The organism is Qipengyuania gaetbuli (genome assembly GCF_009827315.1).
GTDB lineage: Bacteria > Pseudomonadota > Alphaproteobacteria > Sphingomonadales > Sphingomonadaceae > Qipengyuania > Qipengyuania gaetbuli.
Genome location: NZ_WTYF01000003.1, coordinates 49,044 through 68,304, shown reverse-complemented (window position 1 = coordinate 68,304; position 19,261 = coordinate 49,044). Strand labels below are relative to the sequence as shown.

Below are 19,261 nucleotides of genomic sequence, written 5' to 3'. Positions count from 1 at the left end.
ATGAGCAACCACCAAGTCCTGAACAATGCCGACCACCGCGACCTGCGCGTCCTGCTCGAGCCGAGTGCGGAGCGAGGCGACGCCGTCATGGGCACGCTGGTCACGCCGATCGAATTCCGGCGCGTGCAGGCGGAATATCCGATCGTGTTCCGCAAGAACCAGGAAGATGACAGCTTCACCGCGCTTGCCCTGTTCGGGTTCGAGAACGGCGAGAACCTGTTCCTGAGGGACGGAAACTGGGACGCGCGTTACCGCCCGCTCAGCCTTGCCATCCAGCCGTTCCTCATCGGGCGGACGCAGAACGGCGAAGGTGTGGGCCAGGTGCACATCGACATGGACCATCCGCGCGTTTCGAAGAACGGCGAAGGCACCCGCGTTTTCGACGAGGATGGGGGCACCACGCCGTTCCTCGAGGATATTGCAGGCATGCTGGGCGAGCTCGACCAAGGCCACCGCGACAGCGCAGGCTTCTTCGACGCGCTGAAGCGGCACGACCTGCTTGAGCCCTTCACGCTGGAAGTGCCCTTGTCGGACGGCTCGAAGCATTCGCTCGTCGGCTTCCATATCGTCAACGAAAGCAAGCTCCAGAGCCTCGATGGCGACGCCCTCGCCGACTTGCATGGAAGTGGCCACCTGATGCCCGTGTTCATGGCGCTGGCCTCGCTGTCGCATTTCTCCGATCTTGTAGAACGCAAGGATGCCAAGGTCCGGAATGGCTGAAGCCGACCCTTCCATCTTCGCCGCCATGAAGGCGGTACCCGAACGCGAAGTTCGGGATGAAGCAGCGCTGGATGCGCTGCTGAAGGACGTGCGCGAACCGTTTCTCGTGCGCGGACTGGTGAAGGATTGGCCGCTGGTCCAGGCCGGGCTGGTATCGAACAGCGCAGCCCGCGCCTATCTCGTGGAGCGGGCGCGCCCGGTGCAGTTCGCGATCTCGCTGGGTCCGCCAGCCCAAGGCGGACGCATGTTCTACGACGACGACATGGCGATGAATTTCCGCTCGGGCGCCGGCAAGCTGGCGGACATTTTTGCCGGCTTCGACAAGCACGAGGGGCAACCCGACGCGCCGACCGCCTATCTCGGCTCGATTGACATCAAGACACATTTCGACGGCGTCGCCGAAGAGAACCCGCCCCCGCTTGGTGATCGCAGGCCGCGACACAGCATCTGGATCGGTAACGCCACGCGGATAGCGGCGCATAGCGATTTCCCGGACAATCTTGCCTGCTGTGCGGTGGGCAAACGCCGGTTCACGCTTTTCCCGCCCGACCAGTTCGAAAACCTGTATCTCGGGCCGATCGACAATACGCCGGCGGGCCGGCCAGTCAGCATGGTCGATTTCCACGCGCCGGATTTCGAACGTTTCCCGCGTTTCGCCGATGCGCTGTCTCAGGCTCAGCGCGCCGACATGGAGCCGGGCGATGCGCTGTTCATCCCGTCGATGTGGTGGCACCACGTCGAAGGGCTGGCGGACTTCAATATCCTCGTGAACTACTGGTGGCGCGACGTTCCTTCGCACGCCAACGATCCGCAGGTTGCGCTCAATCACGCCATCCTCGCCCTGCGCGACTTGCCGCAACGAGACCGTGAGATCTGGCGCGACCTGTTCGATCACTACGTGTTCGATTCCAAGCCCGAGAATCACGACCACATTCCCGCCGGCAAGCGCGGTGTGCTCGATCCGCTCGATGCCACGACGGCCTCACGCCTGCGTTCATTTCTGCTCAGGATGCTGAATTCATGAATACCGACTACACCCCTCGCCGCGTCGTCATTGCCGGGGGCGGCACTGCCGGATGGATGGCGGCGTGCGCACTCGCCCGCACGATGGGCAAGACGATCGAACTGACGCTGGTGGAAAGCGATGCGATCGGTACGGTCGGCGTCGGCGAGAGCACGATCCCGCCACTGGTTAAATACAACCAGTTGATCGGGATCGACGAGAACACCTTCATGCGCGAGACGCAGGCGACCTTCAAACTCGGCATCGAGTTCGAGAACTGGAAGGTCGACGGCGAAAAGTACTTCCACTCCTTCGGCGCGACCGGCCGCGATCACTGGTCGGCAGGCTTCCAGCATTTCTGGCTCCACGGCCTGACAAAGGGTCACACCGAAAGCTTCGACGATTACTGCCTCGAACTGAAGGCAGCCTATGCCGGCAAGTTCGCGCACCTGCCGGAAAACCGGATCAACTACGCCTACCAGCTCGATGCCACCCGCTATGCCGCCTACCTGCGGCGTGAAGCCGAGGCGCATGGCGCCATGCGCAAGGAAGGCAAGATCGCGCGCGTCGAGCTTGACGGGGAAAACGGCAATATCGCGGCCCTGCACCTCGAGGACGGTTCGCGCATAGAAGGCGACCTGTTCGTCGACTGCACCGGCTTCCGTGCCCTGCTGATCGAAGGCGCGCTGCACGTCGGCTACGACGACTGGAGCCACCAGCTGCCCTGCGACCGCGCCATCGCGGTCCAGACCGAGAGCGTCCGTCCGCCGATTCCCTATACCCGCGCCATCGCGCATGATTCAGGCTGGCAGTGGCGCATCCCACTCCAGCATCGCCAAGGCAACGGCATCGTGTACTGCAGCCGCTACCTCTCCGACGACGAGGCCGAGGCGCGCCTGCTGTCGTCGGTCGAAGGCGAGACCTGCAGCAAGCCGAACCGCATCCGCTTCGTCACCGGCGCACGCCGCAAGCAGTGGCACCACAATTGCGTCGCGGTCGGGCTTTCCAGCGGGTTCATGGAGCCGCTGGAATCGACCTCGATCCACCTCATCCAGCGCGCGGTACTGCGGATTATCCGCATGATGCCCTTCGGAGAGATCGCCCAGGCCGATATCGACGAATTCAACGACCAGCAGCTGACCGATATGGAGCAGATCCGTGATTTCCTGATCCTCCACTACAAGGCGACCGAGCGGCGGGACTCGCCCTTCTGGCGCCAGTGCGCGGACATGGAGATCCCCGAAAGCCTGGCGCACAAGATCGAGCTTTTCCGCGAGACGGGCCGCGTTTTCCGCCGCGACGAAGAACTGTTCGCCGAGAACAGCTGGGTTCAGGTCATGATGGGCCAGGGCATCATGCCCAAGACCTATCACCCTGTGGCGACCAAGATGAGCGAAGAGGAACTCACCCGCTTCCTTGCCATGATCAGGGAAAACGTCGCGCGCACGGTTGCAGGATTGCCCGAACATCATGCCTATGTGGCGCGGTATTGCGGGGCCGACCAGGCCGAAGCGGCCTGACGAACAAGATAGCGCGGCCGGCTTCTGCGCGGGATCCCAGGAGCCGGCCGCAGGGATGGAAAGAACGAGGGGGTTTTAGACGATGGGGCGCAGGCGCCAGGCGGTGACCATCAAGCATGTGGCGGCAGATGCGGGCGTTTCGCTCCAGACCGTCAGCCGTGTCATCAACAATGAACCCAACGTCCGCCCCGTCATGAAGGAGCGGGTGCAGGCCAGCATCGACAAGCTGGGTTACGTGCCGTCCAAGGCCGCCCAGCAGATGAGCGGATCGCGTTCCTATCTCATCCTCGCGATCAACGACCGCGACCTCACGATTGCCGACTGGAAGGCGCGCGAGGGCCGCGACTGGGTCGACCAGATGATGTTCGGCGGTATGCTGACCTGTGCGGAGCACGGCTACCGCATGATGATCGAACTAGTCGACACGCATACCGACCATGTCGAGCGCGAGCTGGGCGCTGCCATTTCGGCGCTGCAACCCGATGGCGTCATCCTCACCCCGCCCCACTCGGAAAACCCGCTGATTACGGGCCTCCTCGCGGAACGGAACATTCCCTTCGCCCGGATCGGCTCGACCCAGCCGGGGCCGGGCATCGCCATGACCATGGGCGACACGCACAATGCGCGGATCGCGACCGAACACCTGCTCGGGCTCGGCCATACAGCAATCGGCTTCATTGCCGGGCCTGCGGAATTCAGCCTCAGCGGCTGGCGCGTCGCAGGCTGGCAGGAAGCGATGTTCGCTGCCGGACTTTCGACCGAAGGGCTGCTCGAAAAGGGCGATTTCGGATTCGAGACCGGCCTCGTCGCAGCACGCAAGCTGCTCGGCGCCGCCAATCGCCCGACCGCCATCATCGCCAGCAGCGACCAGATGAGTATCGCCGTGCTCGAAGCGGCCAGGGAGTACGGCCTCGAAGTACCCCGCGACCTGTCGGTCATCAGCTTCGACAATTCGCCGATTGTGCGGTTCACGCAGCCCGCCCTTACGGCCATCGACCAGCCGATTGCCGCCACAGCTTCGCGGGCGGTCGAATTGCTGATTGCGGCGCGCGACACCCCTGCCCCCACCGAGCCGGTTCGCGTGAAGGGCGAGCTGGTGGTCCGCGATTCGACCGCGCCGGCCCCCGGCCACAATGCCGCCTGAGGCCCGGTCGCAGGCGGAGCAATCGCGCCGGTTCCTGTATCTTTACGCACTGGCGGCCGCCGGCGGCGCGGTCGCCTACGTCCCCTTCCTGACATTGCTCCTGCCCCTTCGCGTAACCGCGATGGAAGGCTCGGACACGGTCGGCGTGCTCGCATATATCGCCTTCGCGGGCGCGATTTCCGCCAGTCTTGCCAATATCTTCTTCGGCTGGGCGAGCGACCGGACACGCAACCGCCGCATCTGGATCGCCGCAGGCCTTGCCCTGTCGTGCCTGTTGCTGGTGTCGGTGAGCCGCACCGGCAATCCGGCCGAGCTCCTGGCGCTCATCGTGGTGTGGCAAATCGGTCTCAACATGATGCTGGCCCCGCTGGCCGCCTGGGCCGGTGATTGCGTACCCGATGGCCAAAAGGGGCGACTGGGAGGACTCCTGGCGTGTGCTCCGGCCCTGGGTGCGCTCTCGGGAGCAGTGATCACCCTGCCCGGCGTCGCGGAACCCGATGCACGACTGTTGATCGTCGCAGTGATCGTGGCGCTGATGGTTGCGCCGGTCCTCCTGTTCGGCCGACCGCGTCCGATGCCGCACCTCATGGAGGCGCCGGAAATCCAAATGCCCTTGAATGCCTCGATCCTGCCCCGCATCGACCGCACGGTGGCTCGGATGTGGTTCGCGCGGCTGCTCGTCCAGATCGCCGAAGCCGCGCTCTTCGCCTATCTTCTCGTCTGGTTCGCGACGATCGATCCCACGTTCGGCGACAACCAGACGGCGACCGTTTTTACAGTCGTGCTGGCCCTGTCCATTCCCGCTGCCATGCTGGCAGGCAAATGGTCGGACCGGACCGACCGACCGATCGTCCCGCTTGCATGGGGAGCAGGTGTCGGAGCGGCGGGCCTCGTGATGATGGGTCTTGCCGACGGACTTGTGCCGGCCATCGCGGGCTATGTCGTTTTCGGCCTTGCCACCAGCGTGTTCCTGGCATTGCACACCAGCCAGACACTGCGTTTCCTGCCCAGGCCCGCCACACGCGGACGCGACCTCGGCCTGTTCAACCTCACCAACACCGTTCCGAGCCTCATCATGCCGTGGCTTACGCTGGCGCTCGTGCCGGTGTTCGGCTTCGATGCACTGTTCCTCGTCCTGGCCGCACTCGCAGCCCTGGCAATGCTCCTGCTGATAACCCTGACCCGTAAAATCTGACCGCTTGATTTTGCTGTCGAAGCATGTCACTTCTCGAAATTGATAACGTTCTCAATCAACCGAGGGCGGGAGGGATAGGATAATGAAAGCGTATTGGTTGGCAACGGCAGCAGCCCTTGCCGCGGCGGGGTGCACCACTGTTCCGGGCGACGTCGAGAGCGCACCTGCCGCAACCGCAGTCTCGGCCGAAGACGCCGTCGTAACCGACCTCGTTTCGCGTATGAGCCTGGAGCGCAAGGTCGCACAGCTCATCCAGCCGCAGATCAATTCCTTCACTGCCGAAGACATGCGGCGCTACCGCTTCGGCAGCTATCTCAATGGCGGTAACGGCGGCCCCTATGGCGACGAGTTCGCCCCCGCTTCCGAATGGCTGCGCCTTGCCGACGAAATGTACGATGCCTCGGTAGAGCCGCTCGCAAACGGCGAACCGGCAATCCCGACCATGTGGGGTACGGATGCCGTCCACGGGCACACCAATGTCGTGGGCGCGACCATCTTCCCGCACAATATTGCGCTCGGCGCGGCCGGCGACGCCGATCTCGTCCGTCGCATCGGCAAGGCCACCGCGGTCGAAATCGAGGTTACCGGCATCGACTGGAACTTCTCGCCCACGGTTGCCGTCGCACAGGACGACCGCTGGGGCCGGACCTACGAGAGCTATTCCGAAAATCCCGATCTCGTGGCCAAGCTGGGCGCCGCACTTGTCGAGGGTCTGCAGGGTCGCAAGGGTGATCCCGATTTCCTCGGCGACGGTCACGTGATTGCCACCGCCAAGCACTTCTTCGGCGATGGCGGCACGGCCAATGGCGTCGACCAGGGCGAAGTGAACGGCGATATCGAGCGGCTGATCGCGCTGCATGGCCGCCCCTACCCCGCGACTATCGCGGCGGGCGTCGAATCGGTCATGGCCAGCTTCAACTCGATCAACGGCCGCAAGATGCACGGCAACGAGGCCCTGCTGACCGGCGTCCTGCGCGATCGCATGGACTTCGACGGTCTGGTGGTGGGCGACTGGAACGGCCACGGCCAGGTCGCCGGCTGCACGGTCACGGATTGCGCGCAGTCGCTGCTCGCCGGGCTCGACATCTACATGGTGCCCGACGACTGGAAGGCGCTGATGGAAACTCTGGTCGCGCAGGTCAAGGACGGCACCATCCCGATGGCCCGCCTCGACGAGGCGGTGACCCGGGTCCTCAAGGTCAAGTACCGCGCCGGCCTGCTCGGCGCGGATGCAAAGCGTCCGTCGGAACGCGGCTATGCCGGACAGTTCGACAAGCTCGCTTCGAGCGAACACCGTGCCATCGCGCGCGAGGCCGTGGCCCGTTCGCAGGTCATCCTGAAGAACAACGGCGTCCTCCCGTTGCGTAGCGGCGCAAAGGTGCTGGTCGCCGGCACTGCCGCAGACGATATCGGCCAGGCATCGGGCGGCTGGACGCTCGAATGGCAGGGCGGCAGCGAATACGTGATGGGCGGCGATGCCGGCAAGAACGGCGCGCTGTTCCCCAATGCCAGTTCCATCTGGGACGGGCTGAAGGAAGCGGTTACGGGCAAGGGCGGCACTGCCACCCTCTCGCCCGACGGCAGCTTCAGCGCGCGCCCCGACGTCGCCATCGTCGTGTTCGGCGAGAAGCCCTATGCCGAATTCGCCGGCGACCAGGGGGACATGGTTTTCCGCGACGAAGAAGGGCTGAAATTGCTCCGCTCGTTCCGCGAAAAGGGCATTCCGACCGTTGCTGTCTTCCTTTCGGGCCGTCCCATGTGGATGAACCGCGAGCTGAACGCCGCCGATGCCTTCGTCGCATCCTGGCTGCCGGGTAGCGAAGGCGCAGGTGTGGCCGACGTCCTTACCGGCGCGCGCCCTGCAACCGGCCGCCTGTCGTTTTCCTGGCCTGCCGATTGCAGCGGCAAGCCCGTGAACGGCCCTGAAGGCGCGCTATTTGCTTTCGGCTATGGCCGCAGCCTCGAGGATACCTCGCCGCTCGGCCAGCTCGACGAGAACTGCCTTGCACTCGAGAGCTTCGACAGTTCCGAACTGTTCGGCTCGGGCCGCCTCGCCTCGGGCGTGGTTGCCTACGCCGCAGGCGGAAACCTCTCCATGGCGAGCGACATGCTCGCCCAGATGCGCGGTACTTCGAGTGCGGCAGGCGTCGCCATCCGCGGGGTCGATCGCAATGCGCAGGAAGATGCGCGTGAAATCACCATGCAGCCGGGCTCGCGCTTCGGCATCCTGCAGCCCGATGGCGGCAGCGGCGCCTATCGCATCACCTACCAGGTGCTGGGCCGCCCGACCGGCCCGGTCAGCCTGACCGTCGCAAATGGCGACCAGGCCACCACGATAGACGTGACGCGCGAATTCCAGCACGCAGGCGACAAGGGCTGGCGCGAAATGGTCGTTACCGCGGCCTGTGCAGCGACACTCGGCAACCGGATCGAATTCGCGACCGGGTCCAAGTTGACCTTCGGCATCGCGTCGGTATCGCGCGAAGACCTGCCGGAAGGCACGGAATGCACGTTCTGAGGGACATTCGTATTCGCTTTGCCTGAGCCCGTAAGGCTGGCAAACCGGACAGATTAGGAATGCCGGCAATTCATCGGGTCGCCGGCCATTGGGAGGGTAAACTGAATGGCATTGGCACCTGACGTATCGTCGAGCACCGATCCGGCACCGGTCGTCGACGACGACACGCCGCCGGTAAATGCACCGGGCCTGCAGTATTTCGTGATGGGCCTGTTCTTCATCTTCGGCGGGATCACTTCGCTGAACGATGTGATCATTCCCAAGCTGAAAGAGCTGTTCACGCTCAGCTACACCGAAGCGATGCTGGTGCAGTTCTGCTTCTTCGCCGCCTACCTCGTGATCGGTATCCCCGGGGCGAAGCTGGTCAAGAAGATCGGCTACATGCGCGGCGCAGTGGCAGGCCTTGCCACGATGATCCTGGGCTGCCTGCTGTTCATCCCGGCGAGCCAGACGGCAACCTATGCCATCTTCCTCGGTGCGCTGTTCATCCTCGCCAGCGGCGTGGTGATCGTCCAGGTGGTGGCGAACCCGCTCATCAGCCTGCTTGGGCCGCCGTCCACCACCCACAGCCGCCTGACTTTCGCACAGGCGTTCAATTCGCTGGGCACCACGGTCTTCCCGATCGTCGGCGCTGCCGTGATCCTCGGCAGCCTCGCAAACATGTCGGCCGACCAGCTGTCGGGCGCCGAGCTGCAAGCCTATCGCGCCGCGGAGAGCGAAGCGATCTGGCAGGGCTATCTCGGCGTTGCCGCGCTGATCGCGCTTGTTGCCGCAGCCGTCTGGATGTTCCGCAACCGCCTCCCGCATGACGAGAAGATCATGGGTGACGGCGAACTGGTGTCGAACGGCCGCTATCTCGTCGGCCTGGCGCTGGCGGCGGCGGGTGCATTCCTCGCTCTCAACGTGAGCGGCTGGCTCGGCGTGCTCTTCATTCTGGCTGCACCGGTGGTCTGGCTGTACGATAACGCCCTGCTGCGGCGCACACGCTTCAGCTTCGGCGCATTGTGCATCTTCCTTTACGTCGGCGCGGAAGTCGCCATCGGTTCGATCATCATCAACTATCTCTCGACCGAGCGCGTGCTGGGCGAGCCGGAAAGCGTGATCGGCTGGATGATCGGCCTCTACTGGGGCGGCGCCATGATCGGCCGCTTCATCGGTTCGGGCCTGCTGCGCGTCTTCAGCCCGGGCAAGATCCTGGCCTTCAACGCCATCGGCGCGATCCTGCTGATCGTTATCTCGGCCAATACCGCAGGCCAGGTGGCTGCCTATTCGCTGCTGGCCGTGGGCCTGATGAATTCCATCATGTTCCCGACCATCTTCTCGCTCGCCTGCGAGAAGCTTGGTCCGCGTGCGGCAGACGGCTCGGGCATCATTAACGTCGCCATCTTCGGCGGCGCGGTGGTCCCCCTGCTCTACGGCGTGGTCGCGGATGCCACCGGCGGCAACCTGGCGCTTGCCATGGTGATCCCGGTGATCTGCTACGGCATTATCGCCGCCTTCGGCATCTACGCACGGCGCCCTGCCGTCGCCTGATCCCGCCAAGATGTAAATTCGGGGGTTCGCATGACGACTTCGGTCTGCCATGCGGACCCCCTAGCTTTTGGACCCGATGTAATCGCCATGACCGACGCCGATCTTGCAGCACATCTTGCCGCGACCGCTGGTCGCATCCTGCTCGAAGTGCGTGCGAGCGGCATGTTCGAAGGCAAGACGCTGGGCCGCGCGGGCGACGAGACGGCCAACCAGTTCCTCTGCCATGCGCTTTACCAGCAGCGCCCCGATGACGGCCTCCTGTCGGAAGAGCGCAAGGACACGGACGAACGCCTGTCGAAGGACCGCGTGTGGATCGTCGACCCGGTCGACGGCACGCGCGAATATGGCGAGGAGCGGTCCGACTGGGCGGTCCATGTGGCGCTGTGCATCGAGGGCCGGCCCGAAGTCGGCGCGGTGGCCCTCCCCGGCCTCGACCTGGTGCTGCGCAGCGATGCGCCCGGTCCGCTTGCCACTGCGGCCCCGACGCCGCGCATGGTGGTGAGCCGCACCCGCCCGGCAGCAGAGGCCGTGGCGGTTGCCGACGCCATCGGTGCGCAGCTCGTGCCCATGGGCTCGGCAGGAGCCAAGGCGATGGCAGTCGTGCGCGGCGAGGCGGAAATCTACCTCCACACCGGCGGGCAGTACGAATGGGACAGCGCCGCGCCGGTCGCGGTCGCGCTTGCGCATGGCCTGCACGCCAGCCGCATCGACGGCAGCCCGCTGGTCTACAACCAGGCGGACACCTACATGCCGGACCTGCTCATCTGCCGGCCCGAATATGCCGAACGGGTGCTGTCCGAAGTCGAAGGCCTGTCGGCCTAACCTTCAACCTGCGCCAGCAATTGCCGCGCCCGCGACAAGTGCGGCCGGTCGAGCATCCGACCATTGTGTCCGATCGTACCCGCTCCGTGATTGGCTTCGAATAGCGCCACGATTTCGCGGGCTTCGGCCACTTCCTCGTCGCTGGGCGAGAAGGCTGCGTTGATGACCGGAACCTGTGCCGGATGGATCGCCAGCATCCCGCGATAGCCGTCGCGGCGCACCCGTTCGGCGCGCTTCTTCAGGCCGCCGAGATTCCGGAAATCCCCGTCGATGGTCTCGATCGCCGGAACGCCTGCTGCAGCAGCGCCGAGCAAGGTGAGGCTGCGCGCCAGCTCGTAGGTAAAGGTGTATTCGCCGTCCTCGCCCCTATTGGACAGGGCGCCGATGGAATCGGCGAGGTCTTCCGCCCCCCAGGTCATGGCCGCAAGCCGCGGCGCGCCCGAGTAATCGCCCGTGGTGAACATGGCGGCGGCGACTTCGGTCACCAGCGCGATGACCGGCGTGAAGCCCGGCACAATGCCGATTTCGACCTCGAGCGGCGTTATCAGCCGGTCCAGTTCCTCGACGTCGTGACGCCCGCGCGATTTGGGCAGCATGATGCCGCCCGGCCTGCCCGTCATGATCGCGGCAAGGTCGTCCGCCGTATGCGGACCGTCCAGCGGGTTCACGCGCACCCACAGGCGTGCCCGCGCCTCATCGCCCTGGGCGAGCAGGAAAGCGCGAATGCCTTCGCGAGCGGCGGGCTTGGCTTCCTCGGCGACGGCATCCTCAAGGTCGAAAATGACGATGTCGGCCTCGCCCTCGGTCGCCTTGGCCATCTTGCGCTCGCTATCCCCGGGCGCGAACAGCCAGGAGCGAAAACGCGGGGGGAGCACGGGGGTATCGGTCACGTCAGGCATCCTCTCGAATTATTGCTCTCTTTACAGGCCAAGCCGCACACCGGCCCAGACGGTTCTCGGCGTTCCCAAATCGATCGATCCGCCTTGGTTGCGGGTAACGATTGTCTCGTCGGTCAGGTTCTCGGCGCGCAGGACGAGCGCGAACCGGTCGCTGAATGGAATTTCCGCGAAAACGCCCAGCGTCGTCGCGGCGGGCAGCACGTCGCTTTCAAGGTCGTCCTCGAACTGGTCGCCCACATGCCGCAGCGTGGCGGCCAGCAGCCAGCCATCCGCCGGGCGCCAGCCGAGCGTCGCGCTGCCTGTCCAGCGGGGGGTCTGCGACGGGCGATTGCCGTCGAAATCCGCACCGGGCTGGAAAGCCTTCGCATCGGTATAGGCGAGCGAGCCGTCGAAGCGCAGCTGGCCGAAGGTGAGCCCCGCCGAGACTTCTGCCCCCCGCGCGCGAATTTGCTCGATGTTGCGACGTTGGCGGGTCACCGGGTCCAGCGTGACATTGGCGATGGCATCCTCGACGCGGTTCTCGAACACGGTCGCGGATAGCTCGACGCCTTTCGCCGGTTCGAGGTCCACGCCCACCTCGTATCCGATGAGGCGCTCATTCTTCAGCTCGGCGTTGGCATTGGTGGTGACGGGAAAGACCACGAAGGGGCGGTAAAGCTCGTTGAGCGTCGGCAAGCGCAGGCCGGTATAGGCCGCCGCGCGCAGCCGCGCAGTGTCGCCCAAGCGATACAGCAGACCGCCGCGGAAGGATTCCTCCCAGCCCGACCTGTCCGCGAAATCGTCGCGCCGCACCAGGATGCCGCCCGCATTGCGCGCTTCGTAGAAGCCTTGCGAAATCGCGTAGCGGTCGATGCGCGCGCCGCCGGTCAGCGTCAGCGCGCCGAGTGTCCAGTCGTGTTCGATGAACAGGCCGAGGTCGCTGCTGACCCCGCCGGCATTACGCCGCTCGGTCACGTTGCCGGAAAAGGCGCTGATCGCCGTCTCGTAAAGCTCGCCCTCCGATCGGCGGTAGTCCGCACCGATCCGCAGGACTTGGTCCTCGCCGACCGGCGGGCGCAACTCCAGCTTGCCGCCGAGCCCGGTCGAGGGGGTGTTGCGCTGGTCGAGCACAGGCACGAACCGCGTCGAACTGATCACGACATTGGTGAAATTGCGTGCCTGTACATAGGCGAGCGCCTCGAACGCCCACTCACCATGACCGACCAGGCGCAGGCTGGCATCCTGCCCCGTGCTGGAGCTGTCCGCCCCATCGAAGCGAAGGGTCCGACGATCGTCGTAGACGAGCCCCCTCGCCTGCAATTCCATCGTCTCGCCAACCGGGACGACGCCGCGCACCTGCACCGAATAACTCTCGTAGGCCGCACGTGCGGTAGCGGGCACGCGATCTGCCTCTGGAGTGGTGTAGAAGCCGGGATCGCGGTCCCAGCGCGCCGACAGGGCGCCGAAGCCGCCACCAAGCCCTGCAGCGACATGCGCCGAGGCCTCGGTCCCGCCGCGGTCGTCCACCAGCGCCTGTGCGCCGAAGCCGCCGAGATCGTCCAGCCCGGCGCTCGATAGTTCGATCGTACCGGCCAGCGCGCCCGCGCCGAAGGGCCCTGCCCCGCCGCCACGCGTCACGCGGACCTCGCCCAGCGTTTCGGGAGCGATGGCGCTGAACGGGATGAAACCGAAGAAGGGGTCGGCCATCGGCACGCCGTCGAGCAGCACCAGCGCGCGGCTGGTGGCATTGCCGCCCAGTGCCCGCAAGGTCGCGCCCTGTGCGCTCGGATTGGCCGAGCGGCTGTCCGAACGGCGGAACTGCTGGAAACCCGCGACGCCCGACAGAACATCCTCGATCCTGCCCGAGACGCTCGAGACGATCTCCTCGCGCGTGATCTCCTGCGTCGCATAGGCCGGTGCTGCGGGCGTTTCGGAGAGCCCCTCCCCGGTCACGACGATTACGGCCGCATCCTCCTCGCCGCTGTCTTGCGCGCTGAGCGGGGCGCACAGCGCCATGGAGGAGACAAGCAGGGCCCCAATTCGCGAGATGTCTTTCATCGCCGACGCTTTCGGCGAGGCGGAACGGCGGGTCAAGATATGCTCGGCCGCCGCATCGCTATGCCTCGGCCAGATCGCCAAGCGTGTCGCGCAAGGGACCGAGATATTCGGCATAGGGCCTCCAGACCTCCATCCCGTCGCGGTTGAGCGGACGGCGAACCTGCTCGCTACTGGGTGTGCGCACCACGCGGTCCGACTGGTGGAACTGGAGGATATCGTCTTCCCACTCCAGCCCGAGGTAATCGAGCGCGGCTCCGATCTGCGTCTTCGGGTCCTCGACCAGAGCGCTGTAATCGACATGGTGGATCATGCCCGGCGCAACCGCGTCGAAATGCGCCATCAGGCGGACATTGTCGGCATAGGCGCGGCCCATGTCCTCCAGCGTGAAAGACGAAGGGTGGGCGCTGGTGAAGGACTGGGTGAAGTTCGACCAGCAGCAGTCCATCGCCGGACGGCGGATGTCGATGAAGCGCGCCTGCGGCAGGATCTTGCGGATGAAGAGCACATTGCTCCAGTTCTGCGGCAGTTTGTCGAGGAAGAAGCGGGTGCCTTCGGTCCGGTGCACCTCTGCCCGCTCCATGTAATCGCGCCCCAAGGCGGCAGCCTGCTCGTTCGGCAGCGCCGTGATCGCCTGCGGCACGGTGAGCTTCCCGCGGCGCGTGGCCATCTCCATGAAACTGCGCAGGATGGCCGGCGCATAGGGCAATTCGCCTACCGGCTCGATCTGCGAATGCGAGCCGAGCATCTGCTCGAGCAGGGTCGACCCCGAACGGGGCAGCGAGATGATGAACACCGGAACGGCATCCCCGACCGGCACCTGCGACATCTTGGACAGGTAGGCCGCGTCGACCATGCGCGAGGTTTCCGAAACCTCACTGCTCAGTTCCTCGGCATTGTAGTCGAGCGATTTCGCCCGCAGGTCATTGCCCAGCTTGTAATGCTCGAACGCCTCGGCGTGCTGCTTGCGGTCGTGGAATGCCCGCGCGAGGGCGAAATGGAGCGGCGCGATATTGCGTTCGTCGATGGCGATAGCCAGCGCCGCGCGCATCGTCTCAATATCCTCGTCGGTGAGGATTTTCGCCTTAATGCTGGCCAGCCCCCACCAGGCATCGCCGAAACCGTCGTCGGCAGCGATGGCTTGCCGGTATGCCGCGACTGCCTCGTCGACCTGGCCCGCCGAACGCAGGCTGTGCCCGTAGGCGATGAGCGTCGGCGCGTGGTCGGGATGTTGCTGTGCCAGTTCGGCATACATTGCGCGCGCCCGCTCGCTTTCGCCGATCTTCTCGTAGATCGATGCGAGCAGCAGACGGGTGTTGGCATCGGGCCGTTCCTGTTGGAGCGCTTCCAGCATCCTTGCCGACGGGACCGGCCGTGCCTGCTGGTTGAGGATCGTCGCCAACTGGAACCGGTTGTCATATTCGCGCGCGCCCATCTGGATGGCCTTGCGCATGAAGTGTTCTGCCTGCCCCAGCGCGCCGAGCCGGTTGGCCGCCAGCCCGAGCATAGCCAGCGCCTGCGGGTTCTCGGGGTTCTGGCGCAGGAACCCGATGAGATATTGCGCGGCCTGCTCGTACTTGCCGTCCTCGATCATTTCCCGCGCGGGGAACAGGCGCGGATGGATGGAGATCGTGCCGGCGCCCGGCCCGTTGGTCACATTGCCGTTCATGTGTAGCCCAATACCTTGCGCAGGCCCGGAGCCTGGTAGTCGACGAGCGCACGGTGACGTTCGCCAAGTTCCCTGGGCAATTCGATACCTACGCCGGTAAGATTTTCCCGCGCAGTCGCGCTTTCCTCGCGCGCGGAACCGGTGCGCACGCGGTCGCGCCAATCGGCAGGCTTGGCGATACCCGATGCCTCGAGGAGGTCGGAGAAGAATGTTTCCGCTGCGTCGCTGTCGAGGTCGGCGAGGTGGCGCATGAGGTCTTCGTATTTGACGACATGACAACGCGCGCCAAGCCATGCGGCCGCGTTGAGTTCGTAAATGTCGTTGAGCGAAGGAAGCTTCTGCGGCAGGCCGAAAATCATCATCGTCAGCAGCTCGTCACCCGACAGGACGCCGCTGCTCAGGTGTCCGACATTCCCCTGGAACTGGTCCGACAGGATGAAGCGCGCGCGGGCGATGACCCAGTCGTAGGGATCGCGGTAAAGCAGGATGCGGTGTGTGGGGGCAGTCTCGATGGCTGAGGCATCGGCGTAGAACAGGTGACCCCAGCTCAGCTTCGGAGTGGACGGATCAAAGGCCTGGCGGTGCGCCTGCAGGTTGCCCCACTGGATGAAATCCGCCGGGTAGGTCTGCTCCACCGGCACGAACATCCGCATGATGTTGCGCAGCAGGTGGCTACCGCTCTTGGGGATGGAATTGAGGAAGACAGGCCGTTCCAGCCTCGCCTGCTCGAACCGCCTGCTCGCTTCGTCCAGATTGTCTCGCTGAACCAGAATTTCCGGCATTTTTGCTCCTTGGGGGAGGCCCTAACAGAAGGGGCGACATGTTGCCATGCCGCCCCGTTCTTGTGGACGGTATCCCGCCCTATGCTTTCGCGATCAGAACTTCATCGATGCGTTGATGAAGGCACGGCGACCGACGAACGGATACTGCGAGGCAGCAACCACCGGGCCCAGCGTGCTGATCTGGCCGCCGTTGAACAGCGACACGCGCGGCGGGCGCGTATCGAAGATGTTGCTGACGCCCAGCGTAACTTCCGCACGGCCATCGGCGATTTCCTGGCTGATCGAGAAGTTGTGGTAGAACGTCGTCGGCGTCGTCAGGTCCGGGCAATAGCGGCCGTAGATCGGCAGATCGCCGGCCGGATTGTCGCGGTTGAACGATTCAAGGCAGGGATCGCCGCCATTGTCGGAGAGGAAGTCTTCCTCGTTCGACGTGCCGCCGATGACATTGATGCCGTAGAATGCGCTAAAGCCCGAGGGATGGGCCCAGGTTGCGCGGAAGTCGCCGACCCAGTCGGGCGAACCCGCTTCGCCATTGTCGCTTTCCACTTCCGATGTCGGCAGCAGCTGGAAGTTGTCGCGCGTCTGCCAAGTGGCTTCTGCACGCAGCGTCAGCAGGCCGAGATCGCCCATGTCGTGCGAGATGTTGAGCGAGGCATCGACACCCGAGTTACGCTGGCTCGCGATGTTGATGTACTGGTCGTAAATCTCGTTGATCTGGTAGATAGCCGTCGCGTTCTGGCCACGAGTGAACAAGTCACACAGCGGTTCGTTCGCGAAGTCTTCCGACGAGTAGCAGCCGTTGAGGATGGCCACCGGGCCAAGCTGCGAGATTTCGCCGTTCACTTCGATGTCGAAGTAATCGACCGCAAGGCTGAGCTTCGTATCGCCGAGGAACGGGAGATCCGGCGTCAGGACGACACCGATGACCTTGGCCTTCGAGGTTTCGGCCTCGAGATTGCCGAGACCGCCCGAGGAGAACGCCGTGGCAGTGATACCGCCGCCGCCGTAGTTGCCCGGGATGCCGTCAGCGGCGCAGTTGTCGGCGACGCGCTGCGAGGTCGTGCCGTCGTTCAGGCCTGCAGTCCAGTTGATGCAGGGGTCGAAACGCTGGCTGACGAAGCTCGTCTCGTCGGCGAGGAACTGCTCGAACAGCGCCGGAGCGCGGAACGAGGTGCCGTAGCTGCCGCGGAAGCGGAGCCAGTCGGTCAGCGCCCAGTTGAGGCCGATCTTGTAGGTGAAGTTGCCGTTGTCTTCGTCCTCGACACCGTCCGAAGCGCGGGTCGCCGTCACGTTGGTGAGGCGGCCTGCAAGCGACAGGGTGAGGTCTTCGAAGAAGGGCGTGTCTGCAAGGATCGGGACGCTGAGTTCGCCGAAGGCTTCGGTGGTGACGCTCTTACCGGCAGTGATGCCGCCGGTGGTCGTGCCCCATGCGTTGCCGGCGAGGGTGATCGCACCCGGCGTATCCTCGATCTCGTCGCGGCGAGCCACGACACCGACGGCGATGCCCAGCGGGCCGGCCGGTAGCTCGAACAGTTCGCCCGAGACGACTGCTTCACCCGAAAGCTGGGTGTAGATCGTCTGGCCTTCTTCCCAGTCGAACAGGAAGTCGATCTGCTCCTGCGTCAGGTTGCCGCGGAGGAATTCCGGATCGGTCCACGGAATGTCGATGCACTGGCGACCCGAGACGGGCAGCGTCGTGCCGACGCAGGACGAGTACTGGAAGTAACCGCTGTCGTAGGCATCCTGGAGGATCTGCTGCGAGCGGTACTTGCCGTCACTGCGGCTGTACTGGACGTAAGCTTCGTACTTCCAGTTGCCGCCGGTCGAAATATCGCCGCGCACGCCGCCGACACCGCGCAGGTAGTCGACCTTCTGGCTGTTGTCCGACTGATCGGTGATCGCGGTCGGGCTGATGAAGTTGTAACCGGCAAAGCCGTCCGCCCAATAGTTCCAGTAGTTACCGGCACCAGTGGTGTAGAGGTCGCCCGTCCAGCCGAAGTTCCAGAACTGGCGCCAGCCGTTCTGGTAGGTTTCGCGGCGGTTGTAGAGGAACTCGCCGAACAGCTCGACCGAATCAGCCAGTTCGAAGGATGCTTCACCGTAAACCGTGTAGAGATCGGTTTCGGGAATGATCGTCGCCTGCTCCACAAACGGGTGATAGGCGTTCTGGACGGCCATCGATGCAGCATCGTATCCGGTCGGGAACCAGCCGGCCGGCGCGACGAAGTCGAACGCGCCCGAGGCTGCACCGTATGCGGGAATGTTGAGCGCGCCGCCGCCCGCACCATTGGCATACTGGTACTGCAGGAGCACGGTACGACCGAACGGCGAGGTCTGCGTGCCGGTGTCGGGACCGCCCGGGCCGTCGAGGCGCAGGTTGTCGATCAGGTTGTAGGTCCAGATGTGACCCCAGCGAAGATCTTCGCAGTGCGGCTGGCCCGTGCGCGGGTCGATGAGATCCGAACGGTTGCCGCTCTCGTCAAAGATATAGGCTTCAGGGCAGGCGAGGTAGCTGCGGTCGCCGCGAGCCAGCTCGTTGGTGTGCGAATAGTCGGCCGCCAGCGTGATGTGGCCACGACCGAAGTTCTTCGTGTAGGCGATGCTGCCGCGATATTCCTCGCCGCCGGAATCGAACGGAACCGAGACGTTGAAGTCGACCGTCAGGCCGTCTTCGCGATTGCCGGTGAAAATGTTCACCACGCCCGCGATCGCGTCCGAACCGTAGATCGACGATGCGCCGGTCTTCAGGATCTGGATGTCGTTGACGATCGACAGCGGCAGGACGTTGAGGTCGAAGGACGAAACCGCACCGCGCGTACCTGCCGGGCCGGCGCGACGGCCGTTAAGCAGGACCAGGGTACGGTTCGGGCCGAGGCCGCGAAGGTCGATGGTCTGGGCGCCGGGGCCGCCGTTGGTTACGAAGTTCGACGACAGGGCCGAGGTGATCTGGGTCGAACCCGCAGCGACCGGCGAGCTCTGCAGGGCGCTGGCGAGGTCGAGCTTGCCTTCCTGACGAGCGATTTCCGGGCTGACGATCGAGATCGGGTCCGGGCTGTTGAACTGGTTCACCGAGGTGATGCGCGAACCGGTCACGACGATTGCCGGCGGAAGCTCTTCTTCCGCGGTGTCGACGGTTACAGGCTCTTCCTGCTGGGTGTCCTGCGCTGCGGCGCTGGTGGAAAGTGCGATGGCGGCAAGGCCTGCCCCTGCGCACAGGATGGAACGGCTCGCGAATGCGTAACCCGATTTGGTCTTGAGCATCAAACCCCTCGTGTAGGAACTCTTCTGGATGCGAACGGAGTGCTGCACCCCCCTGCAAGATGCAAGGCACGAGCCGACTATTCCCCCGTTATGGGCCTCTAGTGCGGCATAGTGGCAACACACCAAGCGCGCGGCCTAACCATTGTTGGCAAAGCCTTTTT

Annotated in this window: 13 protein-coding genes; 8 read left to right on the top strand and 5 right to left on the bottom strand. The window is 64.6% G+C overall.

Annotation, left to right across the window (positions count from 1 at the left end; all coding sequences use genetic code 11):
* From GRI42_RS00565 to GRI42_RS00530, 8 genes are all read left to right on the top strand, one after another.
* Positions 1–720, top strand: a complete 720-nt coding sequence (locus tag GRI42_RS00565) for a SapC family protein (protein WP_160606132.1) — start codon at positions 1–3, stop codon at positions 718–720.
* Positions 713–1,744 (top strand): cupin-like domain-containing protein, encoded by a 1,032-nt coding sequence (locus GRI42_RS00560; RefSeq protein ID WP_160606131.1) that lies wholly within the window; start codon positions 713–715, stop codon positions 1,742–1,744. The genes GRI42_RS00565 and GRI42_RS00560 overlap by 8 nt, the downstream gene beginning before the upstream one ends.
* Complete coding sequence (locus GRI42_RS00555; RefSeq protein WP_160606130.1) at positions 1,741–3,243, top strand: tryptophan halogenase family protein; 1,503 nt, start codon at positions 1,741–1,743, stop codon at positions 3,241–3,243. The genes GRI42_RS00560 and GRI42_RS00555 overlap by 4 nt, the downstream gene beginning before the upstream one ends.
* An 82-nt stretch (positions 3,244–3,325) precedes the next feature.
* Complete coding sequence (locus GRI42_RS00550) at positions 3,326–4,387, top strand: LacI family DNA-binding transcriptional regulator (RefSeq protein ID WP_160606129.1); 1,062 nt, start codon at positions 3,326–3,328, stop codon at positions 4,385–4,387.
* Entirely contained in the window at positions 4,377–5,582 is a 1,206-nt protein-coding gene (locus tag GRI42_RS00545) for an MFS transporter (RefSeq protein ID WP_160606128.1), read from the top strand. Before GRI42_RS00550 ends, GRI42_RS00545 begins: the two co-directional genes overlap by 11 nt.
* An 82-nt stretch (positions 5,583–5,664) precedes the next feature.
* On the top strand, positions 5,665–8,100 hold the full coding sequence (locus GRI42_RS00540; RefSeq protein ID WP_160606127.1) for a glycoside hydrolase family 3 protein: 2,436 nt from the start codon (positions 5,665–5,667) through the stop codon (positions 8,098–8,100).
* A 105-nt stretch (positions 8,101–8,205) separates the two neighbouring features.
* Positions 8,206–9,633, top strand: a complete 1,428-nt coding sequence (locus GRI42_RS00535; RefSeq protein WP_160606126.1) for a sugar MFS transporter — start codon at positions 8,206–8,208, stop codon at positions 9,631–9,633.
* An 87-nt stretch (positions 9,634–9,720) separates the two neighbouring features.
* A complete protein-coding gene (locus GRI42_RS00530) occupies positions 9,721–10,455 on the top strand; it encodes a 3'(2'),5'-bisphosphate nucleotidase CysQ (protein WP_160606125.1) in 735 nt (244 codons plus the stop codon).
* Here the strand turns inward: GRI42_RS00530 and GRI42_RS00525 are convergent.
* From GRI42_RS00525 to GRI42_RS00505, 5 genes are all read right to left on the bottom strand, one after another.
* Positions 10,452–11,345 (bottom strand): HpcH/HpaI aldolase/citrate lyase family protein, encoded by an 894-nt coding sequence (locus GRI42_RS00525; protein ID WP_407692145.1) that lies wholly within the window; start codon positions 11,343–11,345, stop codon positions 10,452–10,454. The two genes, GRI42_RS00530 and GRI42_RS00525, sit on opposite strands and share 4 nt — an antisense overlap.
* A gap of 30 nt (positions 11,346–11,375) precedes the next feature.
* Complete coding sequence (locus GRI42_RS00520) at positions 11,376–13,391, bottom strand: TonB-dependent receptor plug domain-containing protein (protein ID WP_160606123.1); 2,016 nt, start codon at positions 13,389–13,391, stop codon at positions 11,376–11,378.
* 58 nt (positions 13,392–13,449) lie between these two features.
* Positions 13,450–15,057 carry a tetratricopeptide repeat-containing sulfotransferase family protein gene (locus GRI42_RS00515; protein WP_160606122.1) on the bottom strand — a complete coding sequence of 536 codons (1,608 nt, stop codon included), beginning with the start codon at positions 15,055–15,057 and terminating at the stop codon, positions 13,450–13,452.
* Positions 15,054–15,839, bottom strand: a complete 786-nt coding sequence (locus tag GRI42_RS00510; protein WP_160606121.1) for a hypothetical protein — start codon at positions 15,837–15,839, stop codon at positions 15,054–15,056. The genes GRI42_RS00515 and GRI42_RS00510 overlap by 4 nt, the downstream gene beginning before the upstream one ends.
* Before the next feature lie 93 nt (positions 15,840–15,932).
* On the bottom strand, positions 15,933–19,100 hold the full coding sequence (locus GRI42_RS00505) for a TonB-dependent receptor domain-containing protein (RefSeq protein ID WP_160606120.1): 3,168 nt from the start codon (positions 19,098–19,100) through the stop codon (positions 15,933–15,935).
* Positions 19,101–19,261: the final 161 nt, after the last annotated feature.

Excerpts from the sequence above, each read along its gene's own strand:
- GRI42_RS00565 (WP_160606132.1), top strand. The coding sequence starts at position 1 with ATGAGCAACCACCAAGTCCTGAACAATGCCGACCACCGCGACCTGCGC.
- GRI42_RS00560 (WP_160606131.1), top strand. The coding sequence starts at position 713 with ATGGCTGAAGCCGACCCTTCCATCTTCGCCGCCATGAAGGCGGTACCC.
- GRI42_RS00555 (WP_160606130.1), top strand. The coding sequence starts at position 1,741 with ATGAATACCGACTACACCCCTCGCCGCGTCGTCATTGCCGGGGGCGGC.
- GRI42_RS00550 (WP_160606129.1), top strand. The coding sequence starts at position 3,326 with ATGGGGCGCAGGCGCCAGGCGGTGACCATCAAGCATGTGGCGGCAGAT.
- GRI42_RS00545 (WP_160606128.1), top strand. The coding sequence starts at position 4,377 with ATGCCGCCTGAGGCCCGGTCGCAGGCGGAGCAATCGCGCCGGTTCCTG.
- GRI42_RS00540 (WP_160606127.1), top strand. The coding sequence starts at position 5,665 with ATGAAAGCGTATTGGTTGGCAACGGCAGCAGCCCTTGCCGCGGCGGGG.
- GRI42_RS00535 (WP_160606126.1), top strand. The coding sequence starts at position 8,206 with ATGGCATTGGCACCTGACGTATCGTCGAGCACCGATCCGGCACCGGTC.
- GRI42_RS00530 (WP_160606125.1), top strand. The coding sequence starts at position 9,721 with ATGACCGACGCCGATCTTGCAGCACATCTTGCCGCGACCGCTGGTCGC.
- GRI42_RS00520 (WP_160606123.1), bottom strand. The coding sequence starts at position 13,391 with ATGAAAGACATCTCGCGAATTGGGGCCCTGCTTGTCTCCTCCATGGCG.
- GRI42_RS00515 (WP_160606122.1), bottom strand. The coding sequence starts at position 15,057 with ATGAACGGCAATGTGACCAACGGGCCGGGCGCCGGCACGATCTCCATC.
- GRI42_RS00510 (WP_160606121.1), bottom strand. The coding sequence starts at position 15,839 with ATGCCGGAAATTCTGGTTCAGCGAGACAATCTGGACGAAGCGAGCAGG.
- GRI42_RS00505 (WP_160606120.1), bottom strand. The coding sequence starts at position 19,100 with ATGCTCAAGACCAAATCGGGTTACGCATTCGCGAGCCGTTCCATCCTG.